Annotated in this window: 10 protein-coding genes; 6 read left to right on the top strand and 4 right to left on the bottom strand. The window is 60.9% G+C overall.

Annotation, left to right across the window (positions count from 1 at the left end; genetic code table 11):
• Positions 1-62: 62 nt before the first annotated feature.
• The 6 genes from ACTM86_RS02190 to ACTM86_RS02165 all read left to right on the top strand — a co-directional run bounded on the left by ACTM86_RS02190 (position 63) and on the right by ACTM86_RS02165 (position 11131).
• Complete coding sequence (locus ACTM86_RS02190; RefSeq protein ID WP_441016874.1) at positions 63-2489, top strand: glycogen/starch/alpha-glucan phosphorylase; 2427 nt, start codon at positions 63-65, stop codon at positions 2487-2489.
• 105 nt (positions 2490-2594) lie between these two features.
• Positions 2595-3743, top strand: a complete 1149-nt coding sequence (locus ACTM86_RS02185) for a glucose-1-phosphate adenylyltransferase (protein WP_154518056.1) — start codon at positions 2595-2597, stop codon at positions 3741-3743.
• Between the two features lie 4 nt (positions 3744-3747).
• Complete coding sequence (gene glgD, locus ACTM86_RS02180) at positions 3748-4875, top strand: glucose-1-phosphate adenylyltransferase subunit GlgD (protein ID WP_441016871.1); 1128 nt, start codon at positions 3748-3750, stop codon at positions 4873-4875.
• 90 nt (positions 4876-4965) lie between these two features.
• Complete coding sequence (glgA, locus tag ACTM86_RS02175) at positions 4966-7290, top strand: glycogen synthase GlgA (protein WP_441016868.1); 2325 nt, start codon at positions 4966-4968, stop codon at positions 7288-7290.
• Positions 7291-7509: 219 nt separating this feature from the next.
• Positions 7510-10806: a 4-alpha-glucanotransferase gene (locus ACTM86_RS02170; RefSeq protein WP_441016865.1), complete on the top strand. Its 3297-nt coding sequence runs from the start codon at positions 7510-7512 to the stop codon at positions 10804-10806.
• 88 nt (positions 10807-10894) lie between these two features.
• Positions 10895-11131 (top strand): FmdB family zinc ribbon protein, encoded by a 237-nt coding sequence (locus ACTM86_RS02165; RefSeq protein ID WP_427729057.1) that lies wholly within the window; start codon positions 10895-10897, stop codon positions 11129-11131.
• 390 nt (positions 11132-11521) lie between these two features.
• On the opposite strand, the gene ACTM86_RS02160 is transcribed toward ACTM86_RS02165, so the two are convergent.
• From ACTM86_RS02160 to priA, 4 genes are all read right to left on the bottom strand, one after another.
• Positions 11522-12922, bottom strand: coding sequence for an RsmB/NOP family class I SAM-dependent RNA methyltransferase (locus ACTM86_RS02160; protein WP_441017405.1), 1401 nt, complete (start codon positions 12920-12922; stop codon positions 11522-11524).
• On the bottom strand, positions 12919-13839 hold the full coding sequence (gene fmt, locus ACTM86_RS02155) for a methionyl-tRNA formyltransferase (RefSeq protein WP_441017403.1): 921 nt from the start codon (positions 13837-13839) through the stop codon (positions 12919-12921). The genes ACTM86_RS02160 and fmt overlap by 4 nt, the downstream gene beginning before the upstream one ends.
• 327 nt (positions 13840-14166) lie before the next feature.
• Positions 14167-14703 carry a peptide deformylase gene (def, locus tag ACTM86_RS02150; RefSeq protein WP_118449363.1) on the bottom strand — a complete coding sequence of 179 codons (537 nt, stop codon included), beginning with the start codon at positions 14701-14703 and terminating at the stop codon, positions 14167-14169.
• Positions 14704-14721: 18 nt separating this feature from the next.
• On the bottom strand, positions 14722-17193 hold the full coding sequence (priA, locus tag ACTM86_RS02145; RefSeq protein ID WP_441017400.1) for a replication restart helicase PriA: 2472 nt from the start codon (positions 17191-17193) through the stop codon (positions 14722-14724).
• Between the last annotated feature and the right edge of the window lie 28 nt (positions 17194-17221).

Here is a 17221-nt window from a genome sequence, read left to right as displayed (position 1 = left end):
AGCGGGGCGTAGGATACAAGTCAAAACCGTTCCGGGAGAAACATCCCCGGGGGAAGGAACGTATGAATAAGATCTTCGACAACAAGCAGGAGTTTACCGAGCTCTATCGCGATGCCGTCATGAGCATTAGCGGCAAGAGCGTCGAGGCCGCCAGCGATCTGGATCGCTTTAACGCCCTGGCCAAGCTCGTGGCCGAAAAGGCGCGCACCGTTGCCACCAAGAGCGACGCCCGCGCCACCGCCGAGGGCAAGAAGCGCGTGTACTACTTCTCGATCGAGTTTTTGATCGGCCGCCTGCTCGACAACTACCTGCTCAACTTTGGTGTGCGCGACATGGTCGCCGAGGCGCTCGACGATATGGGTCTTGACCTGTCCGTCATCGAGAGCCAGGAGCCCGATCCGGCGCTGGGCAACGGTGGCCTGGGTCGTCTGGCCGCATGCTTCCTGGATTCCATGGCAGCCGAGGGCATTGCCGGCTACGGCAACGGCATGCGCTACCGCTACGGCCTGTTTAAACAGGAGATCGTCAACGGCAGCCAGGTCGAAACCACCGACGAGTGGCTCACCAACGGCTATCCCTGGGAGGTCCGTCGTCAGGACAAGGCCGTGACCATTAAGTTTGGTGGCCGCGTCGAGGGCTTTGAGGAGAACGGCCGCACGTTCTATCGAACCGTGGACACGCAGGACATCCTGGCCGTCCCTTATGACATCCCCGTGGTGGGCTATGCCGGCGAGACCGTCAACAAGCTGCGCGTCTGGGCCGCTGAGCCGGTCGAGGAGCACTTCGATTTGGAGGCCTTCAACCGCGGCGACTACGCCCTGGCCGACGCCGAGCGCGCCGAGGCCGAGGCCATCAGCGCCATCCTCTACCCCAACGACGCCGGCGAGCACGGCCGTCTGCTGCGTCTGAAGCAGGAATACCTGTTTGTCTCGGCCGGTATCTATAGCTTGCTCGAAACCTTTGAGAAGGAACACGGCGCGAACTGGGAGCTGCTGCCGCAGTTTGTGGCCATCCACACCAACGATACGCACCCCGCCATGTGCGGCCCCGAGCTCATGCGCATCCTCATCGACGAGAAGAAGCTCGAGTGGGATGACGCCTGGAACATCGTGACGCAGGTCGTGAGCTACACCAACCACACCATCCTGCCCGAGGCCCTGGAGAAGTGGCCCATCGGCACGTTCTCCAAGCTCCTCCCCCGTGTGTACCAGATCATCGACGAGATCAGCCGTCGTTGGCATGAGTCGTTCGATACTACGCAGGAGGGCTGGCAGGAGCGTCTGCGCCAGACCGCCATCCTATGGGACGGCGAGGTTCGCATGGCCAACCTGTCCGTGATCTGCAGCCACAGCGTCAACGGCGTGGCCAAGATTCACTCCGATATCATCAAGAACAATGTGCTCAAGGACTTCTATGCCTTAACGCCCGAGAAGTTCAACAACAAGACCAACGGCATCTCGCACCGTCGCTTCTTTGCCGAGGCCAACCCCACCTACGCCAAGCTCGTGACCGAGGCCATTGGCGACGGCTGGCTGAAGGACGCCTTTGAGCTGGAGAAACTTAAAGGTTTCCAGAACGACACCGAGTTCCTTAAGGCCGTGGGTGCCTCCAAGCGCACCAATAAGGAGCGTCTTGCCGCCTACGTTAAGGCAGAGACCGGTCTGGTTATAGACCCCAACACCGTCTTTGATGTTCAGGTAAAGCGTTTTCATGCCTACAAGCGCCAGCTCATGAACATCATGAAGGTGATGGACATCTACAACCGTCGCATCGCCAATCCCAACTTCCACGTGACACCGACGACCTTTATCTTTAGCGGCAAGGCTGCCTCGAGCTACACCTTTGCCAAGGAGACCATCCGCCTGATCAACTCGGTGGCCGAGGTCATCAACAACGACCCGCGCGTCAACGAAGTCATGAAGGTCTGCTTTATCCCCAACTTCCGCGTGAGCAACGCACAGCTCATCTACCCTGCCGCCGAGATTTCGGAGCAGATTTCCACAGCTGGCAAGGAGGCCTCGGGCACGTCCAACATGAAGCTCATGATGAACGGCGCCATTACGCTGGGCACCCTCGACGGAGCCAACATCGAAATCGCCGATTTGGCCGGTCGCGAGAACGAGGCGATCTTTGGCCTGACCGCTCCCGAGGTCGAGCAGCTCTGGGCATCGAACAGCTACTTTGCGTGGGATACGCTCAACAATGATCGCGAACGTCTGGGCCGCGTGATGGATGAGCTCAAGGACAACACGTTTGCCGGCCTTTCGGGTAACTTTGAGAGCATCTACAACGAGCTTATGAACAACAACGACCCCGACCTGGTTATGGCAGACTTCCGCAGCTACGTGGATGCATGGGAGAAGCTCACGGGCAGCTATGGCGACCAGGAGACCTGGAACCGCAAAGCCCTGCTCAACACCGCCTCGAGCGGCTGGTTCTCGAGCGACCGCACCATTCGCGAGTACCGCGACGAGATCTGGCACGCGTAAAGCCCGCGAGTTCCCTTTGCCGCACGGCATTACTCGACGGGCGCGACCGAGCGCCGCGCCCGTCGCTAATGGGTTTAGGAACATCGATGACAGAAGGAGAAATCGATGAGTAAGAAAGAATGCATCGCGATGCTCCTCGCAGGAGGACAGGGAAGCCGATTGGGGGCACTCACCCAAAAGATCGCTAAGCCGGCGGTTAGCTTTGGTGGCAAGTTCCGCATTATCGACTTTTCGCTTTCCAACTGCTCCAATTCGGGCATCGACACGGTGGGCGTTCTGACGCAGTATCGTCCCTACCTGCTGCATGCCTACGTGGGCTCTGGCGAGGCGTGGGATCTGGACAGTCGCGACGGTGGCGTGTCGATCCTGCCGCCGTACGAGACGCAAACCGGTGGCGCATGGTATGCGGGCACGGCCGACGCCATCACGCAGAACCTCGACTACATCAAGTCCAACGACCCCAAGTACGTCCTGATTCTTTCGGGCGATCATCTGTATCGCATGGACTACCGCAAGATGCTCAAGACGCACATTGAGAACAACGCCGACCTTACGGTGAGCGTAATGCCCGTGCCGTGGGAGGAGGCCAGCCGCTTTGGCATCCTGACCACCGACCCCGAGGACGGCCGCATCACCAAGTTCACGGAGAAGCCCGAGAAGCCCGATTCGAACCTCGCGTCCATGGGCATCTACATCTTCTCGGCCGACGTGCTGGTCAAGGCGCTCGAGGAGGACGCTCTGGACCAGCGCTCGAGCCACGACTTTGGCAAGGACATCATCCCCAAGCTGCTCGGCGAGGACAAGCGCCTGTACAGCTACGAGTTCCACGGCTTTTGGAAGGACGTCGGCACCATCGCCAGCTTCCACGAGACCTCGATGGACCTGCTGGGCAACAACCCCGAGTTCGATCTGTTTGACAAGAGCTTCCCCATCATGTCCAACATCACCACGCGTCCGCCGCACTACATTGGCCCGGACGGTCGCCTGGACGACTGCCTGGTCTCCAATGGCTGCAAGATCTACGGCACCGCTCGCCACTCGATCCTTTCGACCGATGTCATCATCGAGGAGCGCGCCGTGGTCGAGGACTCCGTGCTGCTGCCGGGTGCGCACGTTAAGAGCGGCGCGCACATTTGCCGCGCTATTTTGGGCGAGAACTCCACGGTCGAAGAGGGCGTGAAGCTCGGCTCTGTCGATACCACCAAGGATACGGCCGTCGTTGGAAATGACGTCGTTGTCGGGAAGGGGGAATGATCCGATGATCAATCGCAAGGCCATCGGCTATATCACCGCTAACTACTCTTCGACCTACGGCAGCGTGCTGCTCAAGGATCGCCCCATCGCGTCCGTTCCGTTTTTGGGCCGCTACCGCCTGATCGACTTTCCGCTGTCCAACATGATGAATGCCGGCATTAAGACCGTCGGCGTTGTCATGCCGGGCAACTACCGCTCGCTGATCGACCACGTGGGCTCGGGCAAGGACTGGGGCCTGGACCGCAAGAAGGGCGGCCTGTTCATGGTGCCCGGCAACGCGTATGGCACCACCAAGGGCGGCATGCGCTTCTTGCTCCGCGACATCATCTCCAACAAGACGCTGTTCCAGCGCTCGGACAAGCCCTATGTTGTGATGATGGGCACCAACGTCATCTTTAACATGGACCTCAACACCATTATCGAGGCGCACGAGAGATCCGGTGCCCAGATGACCGTGGTGTACTGCAAGGCCACGCACAACGTCGAAGACGAGACCAAGCTCGATATCAACGAGAACGGCCGCCTGACGGGCGTAAGCGCCGGCGTCGCGTACGGCGACAACGCCTCTATGGACTGCTGCATCGTCAACCGCGAGACGCTGCTCGAGATTATCGACCACTACCAAGCCGCCGACTATCTGGACCTGCTCGAGGCGCTCCAGGGCGACTTTGGCAACATCGACGTGTGCAGCTATGAGTACAAGGGCGAGGTCGTGGGCGTGTTTAGCGAGAAGTCGCTGTATCGTCGCAGCATGGACCTGCTCGACCAGACCGTGGCCGATCAGCTCTTTGACCCCGAGCGCCCGATCCTGACCAAGGCCCACGACGTGCCGCCTTCTCGTTACGCGACCGGCAGCCACGCCTGCAACTCGATTATCTCGGCCGGCTGCATCATCAAGGGCACCGTGCGCAACTCGATCCTGTCGCGCGGCGTTGTGATCGAGGAAGGCGCCTCGGTGACCAACTCGATCATCAACCAGAGCTGCATCATCAAGAGCGGCGCCCGTGTTGAGAACGCCATCCTGGACAAGAACAACGTGGTTCCCACCAACACCGAGCTTCGCGGTACGCCCGAGAATATCCTGGTGCTGGGCAAGGCTCCGTTAACTTCCGATACCACCATCGCTCGTTAACGTTGGCACCACATAATCGCACGTAACTTGTAGAATAGTCGCCCGGTTAGCGCCAGGCGGCTATTCTCGAATTGCAACATGGGAGACATAATGGCACAAACCAGCAAAAAGATGCAGATCGTGTTTGCCTCGGCCGAGTGCGCACCGTTTGTTAAGACCGGTGGCTTGGGTGACGTGGCGGGCTCGCTGCCTGCGGCACTCGTGCGCGCTGGCGCCGAAGTCATTGTGATGGTGCCCAAGTACGCCACCATCAAGGACGAGTACAAGGCGCAGATGGAGCACTTTGCCGACTTTTACGTGAGCCTGAGCTGGCGCAACGAGTACTGCGGGTTGGAGAAGCTCGAGCACGACGGCGTCACCTATATGTTCGTGGACAACGAGCACTACTTTGCGCGCGACTATCCCTACGGCTTCTTTGACGACGGCGAGCGCTTCGCGTTTTTCTCTAAGGCCATCACCGAGAGCCTGCAGCACCTGCCCGAAGGCTTTGAGTGCGACATCCTGCACTGCAACGACTGGCAGACGGCGCTGGCGCCCGTGTTCTTGCGAGAGTTCTACCAAGGCCTGCCGCTCTACGACCGCGTCAAGACCGTGTTCTCGATCCACAATGTGGCGTTCCAGGGCCAGTTTAGCGACACCGTGATGGAAGACATACTGGGTATGGCGCATATTCCGGCAGCCGCCACGCAGTTGCGCTGTGACGCCTGCAGCATTAACTATATGCTGGGCGCGCTGCACTATGCCGATGCCATCACCACGGTGAGCCCCACCTATGCGAGCGAGATCCAGACGCCCGAGTTTGGCGAGGGCCTGGACGGCGTGCTGCGCGAGCGTTCGTACGCTCTGCAGGGTATCCTCAACGGCATTGACGTTGTGGGTTTTGATCCGGCGACCGACAAGCGCATTGCCGCCAACTACACGGTTGATGACCGCGCGGGGAAGGCCGTATGTAAGGCCAAACTGCAGGAGGAGTTGGGGCTCGAGATTCGCGACGACCGCCCGCTTATGGTGATGGTCACGCGCCTGACGCGACAGAAGGGCATGGACCTGGTCATGTACGCGCTCGACCGCATCCTGTCCGGTGGCGTTCAGGTGGCCGTGCTGGGTACCGGCGACCGCGACTACGAGGACGGCCTGCGCTACTTCCAGGGCAAATACCCCGGCACCATGGCGGCGCGTATCGAGTTTGACCCGGCGCTTTCGCAGCGCATGTACGCCGCCGCCGATATGTTCCTGATGCCTTCGAAGTTTGAGCCCTGTGGCCTGTCGCAGATCATCGCCATGCGCTACGGCACCCTGCCCATTGTGCGCGAGACCGGTGGCCTGAAGGACACCGTGCAACCGTACAACGAGTTTACCGGCGAGGGCACGGGCTTCTCATTTAGTCACTTTAACGGCGACGAGATGGGCGACGCGGTGTTCCGCGCGGCTCGCCTGTTCTGGGATAACCGCGAGGCCTGGAATCAGCTGGTCACGCAGGCCATGAGCCAGGACTTTAGCTGGACACGTTCGGCCGATAAGTATCTGGACCTGTACTTCTTTATGCATCCGGAGATTGAGAGGCCGGTGGCAGTGGAGGCTGCTGCGGCTGTGGAGGAGCCTGTTGCCGCTGAGGCCGAGCCTGCGGCACCCGTTAAGAAGCCCGCTGCTGCCGAGGAGCCCAAGGCCGAGGAGAAGCCGGCTGACGACGGCGAGGTAAAGCCCACGGCGAAGCCTGCCGCCAAGAAGACGACGACCCGCAAGACGACGGCTAAGAAGGCCACGACCACGAAGGCCGCCACGAGCAAGACCACCACTGCCAAGGCAACCACCACGCGTAAGCGTACGACCGCCGCTGCCAAGAAGGCCGTCGAAGCCGAGGCCGCTCCCGTGGTAAAGGCCGAGGCCACCGCTGAGGCTACCACTGCCGAGGCTAAGACCGCGACCAAGACCGCGGCCAAGACCGCTGCCAAGAAGACGACCGCGACCAAGACCGCGACCGCCAAGAAGGCCACGGCTACGAAGTCGCCGGCGACCAAGGCTGCTACGACGAAGGCCGCCGCGAAGACGGCCCCGAAGGCTGCTGCAAAGCCCGCCGTCAAGGTCGAGGAGGCACCCTCCGAGCCCAAGGCCGAGGCAACGGTCGAGGCAAAGCCGGCCGCCAAGACCACCACACGCAAGCGCGCCACGACAACGGCCAAAAAGGCTACGACCAAGACAGCCGCTCCCAAGGCAGAGGCTAAAGCCAAGGACAAACCCGCAGTAAAGGCCGAGCCAGAACCGAAGGCCGCCGAGGTCAAGACCGCTCCAAAGGCTACGGTAAAGACCGAACCCGCCAAGAAGGCCCCGGTCTCCCCCGCCGCTCCAGCCGAGGAAAAGGCTCCGACCAAGAAGACATCCGTCCGCAAGGCAACGGCCACCCGCAAGCGCCGCTAGCCCACAGACGATCTAAAACCTAATAAAAACCCTAAACAAGGGGCGCTCCAATCGGGCGCCCCTTCTCTGTAGATAGTTGGTAAAACGATTTTCTAGGACAACCGTTCGCCGATAGTGTGCGACTGTAGTTTATACAACTAAAGTGCAACGGATATACTTATGCACTGTGCGTTAAGCCCATGACCCGCTGGCCATGATTGTATAGAACTGGACCGTACTATGAGATTGATACACAACAGCCGCCTGACGCAGTTTCGCACTCCTTTTGGCGCTGTGACCACTGGAACTTCCGTTTCGCTTTCGGTGATTTTGGAGGATGCCGACCCCAACCAGGCAACGCTCACCCTGCGCACCTGGGTCGACGGCATCGGAGAAACCTTGATCGCCATGGAGCACAAGGGCGATGGCATCTTTACCGGTGAACTCAACTGCGACGAGCCCTGTCTTGTATGGTACAGCTTTATATGCAATATCGAAGGCCAGTCCGAGGTCCGCTTGGGTGCGCCGCAGGGTCGCACCGGCGGCGAGGGCGTTGTATACAACTCCGCCGAGGTTCCGTCCTTCCAGATTACCGTCTACAAGCACCGCGAGAACCGTCCCACCTGGTACGAGCACGGCATGGTCTACCAGATCTTCCCCGACCGCTACGCCCGCGACGATAACTGGCGCGAACGCACGCTGGCCGAGGTCGAAAAACCGCGTAAGGGAATCCAGCGTCGCATGGTCGAGGACTGGAACGAGCCGCCCGTGTACGAGCGTGCCGAGGATGGATCCATCAAGACTTGGGATTTTTACGGCGGCTCTCTCAAGGGTATCCAAAATGACCTGCCCCGCATCGCCGAGCTGGGCTTTACGGCCATCTACCTCAACCCGATCTTTGAGGCCGCGAGCAACCACCGCTACGACACGGCCGATTACACCAAGATCGACCCGATTCTGGGAACCGAGCAGGACTTTACGGAGCTATGCGAGGCGGCCGAGAAGCTCGGCATTTCCATCATCCTGGACGGCGTCTTCAACCATACGGGCGACGACTCGATCTACTTTAACCGCTACGGCAACTATCCCGGCGTCGGCGCGTGGCAGAGCGAGGACTCCCCGTGGCGCGATGCGTTTACCTTCCACGAGGACGGTTCGTATGACTGCTGGTGGGGCGTGAGCAACATGCCCGCCCTCAACGAGAATTCCGAGCTCGTGCGTAAAAAGCTTCTGGGCAAGGACGGCGTCATTCGCAAGTGGCTGCGCGCCGGTGCCCACGGCTGGCGGCTCGATGTGGCCGACGAGCTTTCCGATGACTTCCTGGCCGATATCAAGGCCGCCGTGCTCGAAGAGAAGCCCGATGCGCTGCTGCTCGGCGAAGTCTGGGAGGACGCGTCCAACAAGATCAGCTATGGCCGTCTGCGCCGTTATCTGCAGGGCTCCGAACTCGATTCCGCCATGGACTACCCCTTCCGCGACATGGTCATCGGCTTTTTGATGGGCTACAGAGATGCCTATCAGGCTGCCGAGGACATCGAGACACTGCGCGAGAACTACCCGCGCGAGGCACTGGCCTGCGCGCTCAATCTGCTTTCGAGCCACGACCGTCCGCGCATTATCTCGGTGCTCGGCGGTGGTCCCGACGAGTCGCAGCTACCCGAGAGCGAGCGTAGCAAATGGCGCTTGGACGAGAACTCCATGGACCTGGCCAAGAGGCGCTTTTGGTTGGCGACGCTCATGCAGATGACCTTCCCCGGCGTGCCCTCGATCTATTATGGCGATGAGTACGGCCTGGAGGGCCTCACCGATCCGGGCAACCGCCGTACCCTGCCGACAAAGGACCAGCTCCACGATTTCGATACGTTGGCCATCGTGAAGAACGCATCTGCCCTGCGCCGCGCGTTGCCGTTTATGGTTGACGGCGAGATCAAGGCCTTCGCGCTTAACGACGACGTCCTAGCCTACACCCGCACGGGCAAAGACGGCGAGGCTGCGACTGTTATCGTCAATCGCAGCCTGCGCAATTCGCACCGCGTGACGATTCCGGCGCTCGGTGAATGCGCGAGCGACGTGATCAGCGGCCACGAGTGCGAGATCCACAACGGCACGGTTACGCTCGACCTGTACCCGCTGGGCTCTTCGATCATCTATCACCATGCCGAGAGGCGCCTGCAAGAGCCGCTCGATCATGGTGCGGGCGTCGTATGCCACATTACCTCGGTGCCGACTGACGATGGCAAGCCGGGTACGATCGGCGCACCCACGCGCCGCTTTATCGACCACCTGGCCGCCATGGGCATGCGCTACTGGCAGGTCCTGCCCGTCAACCCGACGGATTTCTTCCGCTCCCCCTATGCCGGACCCTCGGCTTTTGCGGGTAACATCGACCTGCTGCCCGAGAGTCACGAGGAGCTGGCCGCCGACTTCGCTTCTTGGAAGGCCCACGGTGGCGAAGATGCCGACCCGCTGTACACCGCGTTTAAACATCGCAATGCCGATTGGCTCGAGAAGTACTGCGTCTACATGGCCGTTAAGAAATACTTTGAGGGCGAGTCGCGCCACGATTGGCCGGCAGATGTCGCGCGCTACAACGAGCATCTGATCGACGACAAGCGCTTCCACGACGAGGCCGAGCTTCAGGCGTACATGCAGTACCGCTTTGACCTGGCTTGGTGCGAGCTCATGAACTATGCGCACAAGAAGGGCATCGAGGTCATCGGCGATATCCCGATGTATGTATCGGACGATTCGGCAGATGCGTGGAGCGAGCCCGAGAACTTCTGGCTGTCCGATACCGGCAAGGCAATCGAGATCTCCGGTGCGCCGCCCGACAACTTTGCGCCCGAAGGTCAGGTGTGGGGCAACCCCACCTTCCGCTGGGATCACATGAAGGAGAACGGCTATCGCTGGTGGCTCGATCGCCTGCGCCGAGCGTTCGCGCTCTACGACCGCGTGCGCCTGGACCACTTCCTGGGCTTCCACAACTACTTTAGCATTCCCGCTGGCAAAGCCTGTGCCGACGGCCGCTGGCTTGCTGGTCCGGGCAAGGATCTGTTCCAGACCGCCTACGACGAGCTGGGTCCGCTCAATTTTATTGCCGAGGATCTGGGCTATCTGACGCCTGGCGTTCGCGCTATGGCTTCGACCTGCGGTTTTCCCGGCATGGACGTACTGGAGTTTAGTGACTACGACGTTCGCTGCGGAATTCATCCCACGCCGGGCAAAATCCTGTACACCTCGACGCACGACACTTCGACGCTCGCTGGCTGGTGCACGCGCTCCTTTGCAGGCGGCGACGAGCCGAGCGGTGCTGAGGTGGCAAGAGAGCTCATGGGCAATGCCTTGGCAAGCGATGCTCCGCTCGTTATGATGCCGCTGCAGGATGTGCTGGGGCTGGGCGATGACACACGTATGAACGTGCCGGGTGTAGCCACAGGCAACTGGACGTGGCAGGCACAAGAGGCAGACGTTGCGGAGGCCGAAGGGAAAACTGCGAAGCTCCTGCGCAGCACCCATAGATTCTGGGGCGAAGCGTGATAAAACCCCCGATATGGGGTACAGTTACAGCTGTTTGAATTTTTGCGGGCAGAGCGATCTGCCCGCTTTGTGCTGAAAAGGAAGTATTATGGCGCGCTACGAATACAAGTGCACGAGCTGCGGCAACGTTTTTGAGGTTGAGCACCCCATGTCCGAGACTCCCGAGGTCGTATGCCCCAGCTGCGGCGCCCCGGCATCCAAGACGTTCTCGGCCAGCGGCATTAAGTTCGACGGCAGCGGTTTCTACAACACCGACCAGCGCAGTGGCGGGTCCAGCACCAGCGCCACCAGTGGCTGCTGCGCCGACTGCCCGAACAACCACTAGCGACAAGCGGTCCCGCGTTCAAGCCCGATCGCGGGGTCGAATTTTTCAGGAATGTCCCACGCCCCGGCGACTGGTCTGGGGTTGCGCCACGAAAACGGCCTATCTACTACGTTTGACCCGTATGGTCCGAGCACACCTGCGTTTTTACAAAATCGACGAGCCGTCTACCTGCGGTTTTGATTTCGCTAAATTTGGCATGGTTGAGGGTAATGGGTTTAATGTAGTAGATAGGCCCATTTCGTGGCGGGCAGGTCACCTTGAAACGTAGGGTAGCTAATTTGGGACGGGGCTTTTTTAGCTGCCCCAGCTGATAACGCAAATGTTTGGCCGACTGGCGGCCAGGGCAGCTAAAAAAGCCCCGTCCCAAATTAGCTACCCTTGAAATCCGTTTTACTTGCGGATCAGTCTGGCGCAGAAGTGGCCGTCGTAGGAATCGGCGTTTGCGGGGACGCTCTGGAAAAGTCCACGGTCGTTCTGGCGTACGGAGACAAGCTTCTTTGCCTGCGCGAAATCGGGGAGCTGCAAAATCTGGGCTTCGGAGAGGGGCGCCACGGTAAAGCAGGCGCCCTCGGGAGAGGCCAGGAAGGCATCAACGACCTGCGTGTTCTCCTCGTCGAAGACCGAGCAGGTGGCATAGATAAGCTCACCGCCGGCAGCCACGCGCGCGGCTGCTTCCTTGAGCATCGTCAGCTGCAGGCGGGGCAGCTCAGTCGTAACGTCGCCCTCGGCAAGACGCCACGGTATCTCGGGATGACGGCGCATGGTGCCGGTGCCCGAGCACGGAGCATCGATAAACACCGTGTCGAACAGGGCAGGCTCGCCAAGCATCGCGTCAAAGGACGTGAGCACCTCATTGAGCTCGCAGGCATCGCCCGACACCGTACGAACACCCGTAATATCCGCCTTATACAGACGTGCGAGATTCTGGTCGCACTTGCGGTCGTGCAAATCGAGTGCGGTGTGCTGACGGTCGTAACCGGCACGTTTGGCCTGGCACATCATCACATAGGTCTTGGTGCCACGACCGGCGCCGATCTCTAGACAACGCCCGGGACGGGTCGCCGCGGTAGCGATGAGCTGGGCGTTAAGGTCCGAGGCCACGGCAGCCGCGCGCTCAAACACACCCGACGCAACCGTGGCCTGCGCGTCGACCGGCGCATGGCAACCCGGGAACACGGGTGCCACAAGCTGCGAAATGTACGGATCGGGTTTTGTTGCAAAGGCATTCTCGTGCAAAGCCAGCGGCGCGGGCGCCAGATTGCCGGCAAAGCCGAGCGCGCCCTCGGGTGTATCGAACGACGCCATAATGCGAGCGCACAGCCAGCGCGGCATGCCCATCAGGCGAGATAGGCGAACCAAACGGCGCTCGGACTCATCGGCATCCGCCGCAGTGGCAAAGTCCTCGACGTTGTTCGCAACCTTATGCAGCACGGCGTTCGCCAGACCGGCGGCAGACTTAGCACCGCTGCGCACGAGCTCAACGCCCTGACTCACCGCAACGCGACCCGGGGTATGCAGGTAGAGCATCTCGAAGGCCGAAATACGAAGTGCCATGCGCACACGAGGCGCGACCTTTTTAGGCTTATCGAGAAACTGGTCGAGCAGCTCATCCAAAATGCCTTGGGTGGCTGTAACGCCCAGTGCCAAACGAGCGGCAAAAGCAGAATCGCGCTGGTCAATGGCCTTGGCCGAGGCGCGGGACGAGAGCACGTCACGCGCGTACATGCCGCGGCGATCGGCCTCCATCAAAACATCGAGCGCGAGCTTGCGCGCGGGGGAAAGCTTACTCATGACAAAACACCCCACGAAAGATCCGCACCCTGCAGGCCGGCAGCCCAGGCAGAAGCAGCCATAGCACGCTTACCGTCGGGCTTAACCTCGAGCAGTTCGACCGCGCCATCGGACAGGCCCAGGTAGACGCGCTTGGCCTGAACGGCGACGAGCCCCTCGCCAAGCGATACATCTGCCGGCGCGGCATCGAGCACGCGCACGGTCTTGCCGGCAATCACGCAGCGAGCGGGAGCGGTGTCGGAAGAGGCAAGCACATGACGCACGCAATCAAGCGCCCCCATCTGCGGATCCAGACGCATCTCCTGCTTGGAAATCTTGGCAGCATGAGTGACGAGTGACTCATCCTGCTCAATCCAAACAGCCGAGCCATCGGCAAGCGAGGGAAGCGTATCGGCAAGCAACTTACCGCCCAGCTCACCAAGCTCCATCGTGAGTGCCTCGGCATGTTTACCGGCAACCGAGGTCGACACCTGCGCGCAATAAGCGCCCGTATCCACGCCATGCCCAATGCGCATAATGGAAACGCCGGCAACCTCGTCACCAGCAAGAATGGCACGCTGAATGGGAGCAGCGCCACGCCAACGCGGCAGCAGCGAAGCATGAACATTCACAATACCGAGCGGCGCCATATGCAGCACCTCATCGGGCAAAATGCAGCCATAGGCAGCCACACAGAAAATATCGGCATCAGCAGCCTTAAGGCGATCAATAACATCCGGCGTCATACGATTTGCCTCAACAACGGGCAGACCAAGCTCAAGCGCCTTGGCCTTAACAGGAGACGGCTCCAGCTTTTTACCACGCCCGCGAACAGCATCGGGACGCGTAATTACCAGCGTAATCTCATTCCCAGCCTCAACAAGCGAAGTCAGCGACGGCACCGCGAAATCGGGCGTACCCATAAACACAATACGCATAAAGAACGTCTCCCCTCAAACAAAACCGAGACGGCTACAAATAACAGCGGAAAGCCAAGTCGCCAGCCCATCCGCAATAACAATTCAACAAGAACAAATATACCCAAAACCAAAGAAAGAGCCGCAATAAAAGCAGCTCTTCCAACAAAGCAATTATCAGCGAAGACGCCCCTCCCTGGCCCGACGGCACCCGAGCGAACCGAGTCAAGAACTAGTAGTCCCTGGGGCTGGCCGCCTATATATCATCCCGTGCTCAAACATTCTCGCTGCGCTGCGAAACTGCGCGCGGGACGATATATAGGCGGCCAGCCCCAGGGACGGACGACCTTATTCAGTCTCGCCCGGTCGAGCGCCGCGGGCCAGGGCGTCCTGGTACTCCTTGACGGCCTTGATGCGCTGCATCGGCTTGAGTCGCTCGAACATGGTGTTGCCGTGCAGGTGATCGATCTCGTGCTGCAGGCACACGCAGAACAGGTCGCCAGAGGCCTCATAGCGAATCAGATTGGCGTCCAGATCGTATGCCTCGACAACGACATGGTCGGGACGCTCGATCTCGCAGCTAATGCCAGGGATAGAAAGGCAGCCCTCGCTAAACGGCACCAGATGGTCGCTCTGCTCAACAATGACAGGGTTGATGAGCACGTACGGGTCATAGTCGTTCTTGTCGGTGTAGTCGCAGTCGATGGTGACGAGCTGGATGAGCTCGCCGATCTGCGGGGCAGCCAGGCCGCAACCGCCGTTGTCGAACATCATCTTCTTCATCTTCTCGGCAAGCGCCTCGATCGCCGGGGTGATCTCCTCGATGACGGCGCACTCCTGGCGCAAACGAGGGTCGGGCGAAAGTACGATTCCGTTGGCTTCCATGGCCATCCTTTCGGGTTGTTACATCAAATCATAGGCGTCGACGTCAACGCTCACGCTCACGCCGCGCACGGAGCCCACCTCTTTGAGGCAGGCGTCGATATCATCAGAGACATGGTACCCTACCGGCGACTTGACAAGCAGATGGAAGCGATAACGGTCTTTGGCTCTCTCGATTACACACGAAGCCGGGCCCAGCACCTGCGGCACGACACTTCCGGCCCGCAAAAAGTCAGGCGCGGCGGCATGCCAGCGGCGCTTGAGAAGCTTTGCGATGCGCCCAATGTAGTCCTGCGCATTATCACGATTCGCCGACCACACCAAAATGTTGACAAGACGCACGAAAGGCGGGTACAGGGCGTCGCGGCGCTGGTCCAGGTCGTAGTCGGTAAAGATCGAGCGGTCGTGCTCGGCAACGGCGCGAATGACCGGGTCCTCGGGCAGATACGTCTGGATGATAACCTCGCCGGGACGATCGCCGCGACCGGCGCGACCGGCGACCTGTTCCAGCAAATCGTAGGCGCGCTCCCCCGCCCTAAAATCGGGCAGCTTTAACGCAAAGTCGGCATTGACCACGCCCACGAGCGTGACCTCGGGAAAATCGAGGCCCTTGGCAATCATCTGGGTACCCAGCAACACCGCGCAATCGGCGGCATCGAACTGCTCGAGTAGTTTTTTGTGCGCATCCTTGCCGCGTGTGGAATCGGCGTCCATACGAATGATGGCGACGTCCTCGGGCAGTATCTGGTGTAGGGCGTCCTCGATCTGCTGCGTACCCAGGCCCATTTTTGCCAGGTAGCGGCTGCCGCACTTGGGACAACGACTCGTGGGCGCCGGATAGGGCTGCACGCGCCAGGACGATCCGCAGGTGTGGCACTGCAGTGTGTGCGTGCGCTCGTGGTACGTGAGTGCGGTAGAACAGTGGTTGCAGGTGGGGACGCAGCCGCACTCACGGCACATCAAAAACGGCGCAAAACCGCGGCGGTTGTGCAGCAGTACGGCCTTCTCGCGGCGCTCGACCACGCGTTCCAAGCCCTCCATCAGCGGTTTTGATAACATGGAGCGGCTGCCGTGCGCGAACTCGCGGCGCAGGTCGGCAATGCGGACCGTGGGCAGCACGGCGTGTCCCGGGCGCTCGGGCATCTCGACACGCGTCCAGGTGGCACCGTTGTACATACCGCGACGACAGCGGTCGAGGGCCTCGGCCGAGGGCGTGGCGGAGCCCAACACGAGCGGGCACCGATAGCGGCGCGCCATCTCGGCAGCCACCTCGCGCGCATGGTAGCGCGGGCTGGAGCCCTGCTTGTAGCTGGTCTCGTGCTCCTCGTCGATGATGATGAGGCCAAGATCGCTGAGCGGGCAAAAGAGCGCCGAGCGGGCGCCCACGACCACGCGCGCGGCACCGCTGGCAACCATATCCCACTGGTCCAGACGCTCGCCGGCCGAAAGACGCGAGTGGAAGACCGCGACCGTCTCGCCAAAGCGCGAGCGGAAGCGGCCGACAGTCTGCGCCGTCAGCGAAATCTCGGGCACGAGCACGCAGGCCGAACGGCCGGCCGCCAGCACGCGCTCAATGGCCGAAAGGTAAACCTCGGTTTTACCGGAACCGGTGACGCCATCGACAAGGACCACGTCGCCATGGGCATCAAGGCGGGCGCGTTCAATCTGCGCGAGCGCCTGCTGCTGGCCGTTGGTGAGAGAGACCGGCGCCTTGCCGCTTGCCGAGGACAACGTGGTCTGCTCGCTACACCCACGCCAGGCGCGGCGCTCCTCCACCACCACGACACCGCGTTTTTCGAGCGCTTTAATGGTCGCCGACATGCTGTTGTAGAGCAGGTTGAGGTCGCGCGTCGTGACCGGGCCGCATTGGAGCGCGTCGATGAGCTGACGCTGACGGACCGCTGTCTTAGGCGGCGTGTAGTCGAAACCCTCGGGCGTGAGCATGACCCAACGGTTTTGGATGGGTTTTACGGCGGGGCGCTCAACGGTCCACACGCCGTCATCGCCCTTTACGACACGCGGGCTGCCGCCCGGAGGCAAGAACAGACGCAGGCACTCGGAAAGCGTCGCGACGTACTCGTGGCTCATCCAGCGCGCAATGCGTGCAGCCTCGGCGGTAAAGAGCGGCTTGCTGAGGATGGCCTCGATGGGCTTGATGCGCAAGGGGTCGAGGGCGTCGTTGCCTTGCAGGTCGCCCAGCTCGGGCGCGATATCGACGATATAGCCCGCGGCCGCACGGTTGCCAAAGTGGACCAGGACCGTGGACCCGATCTGGGCATCGTTGGCAAGGGACTGCGGGATGCCGTAGTCGAATGGCTCGGAGAGCGCACGGGTCGGGATGTCGAGGACCACGCTCGCGTAGGCGGAGACGAGTTCGGGTGCGAGCTCGGGCTGCGCCGGGACGGCGGCAGAGGCCTCGGACTTCGGAGCTCCCTTAGGTTCCGGCGAACCAAACAGCGACAGTTGCTCGACCATGGTCTCTGTACCTCCCATCCCATACGTCTTTAGAAACAAGAGCCCC

The sequence above is a fragment of the Collinsella sp. HCP3S3_E11 genome (assembly GCF_052067375.1).
In the GTDB taxonomy this organism is placed as follows: domain Bacteria; phylum Actinomycetota; class Coriobacteriia; order Coriobacteriales; family Coriobacteriaceae; genus Collinsella.
The sequence above is the reverse complement of the archived record's forward strand: the minus strand, read 5'-3'. Positions and strand labels throughout refer to the sequence as shown.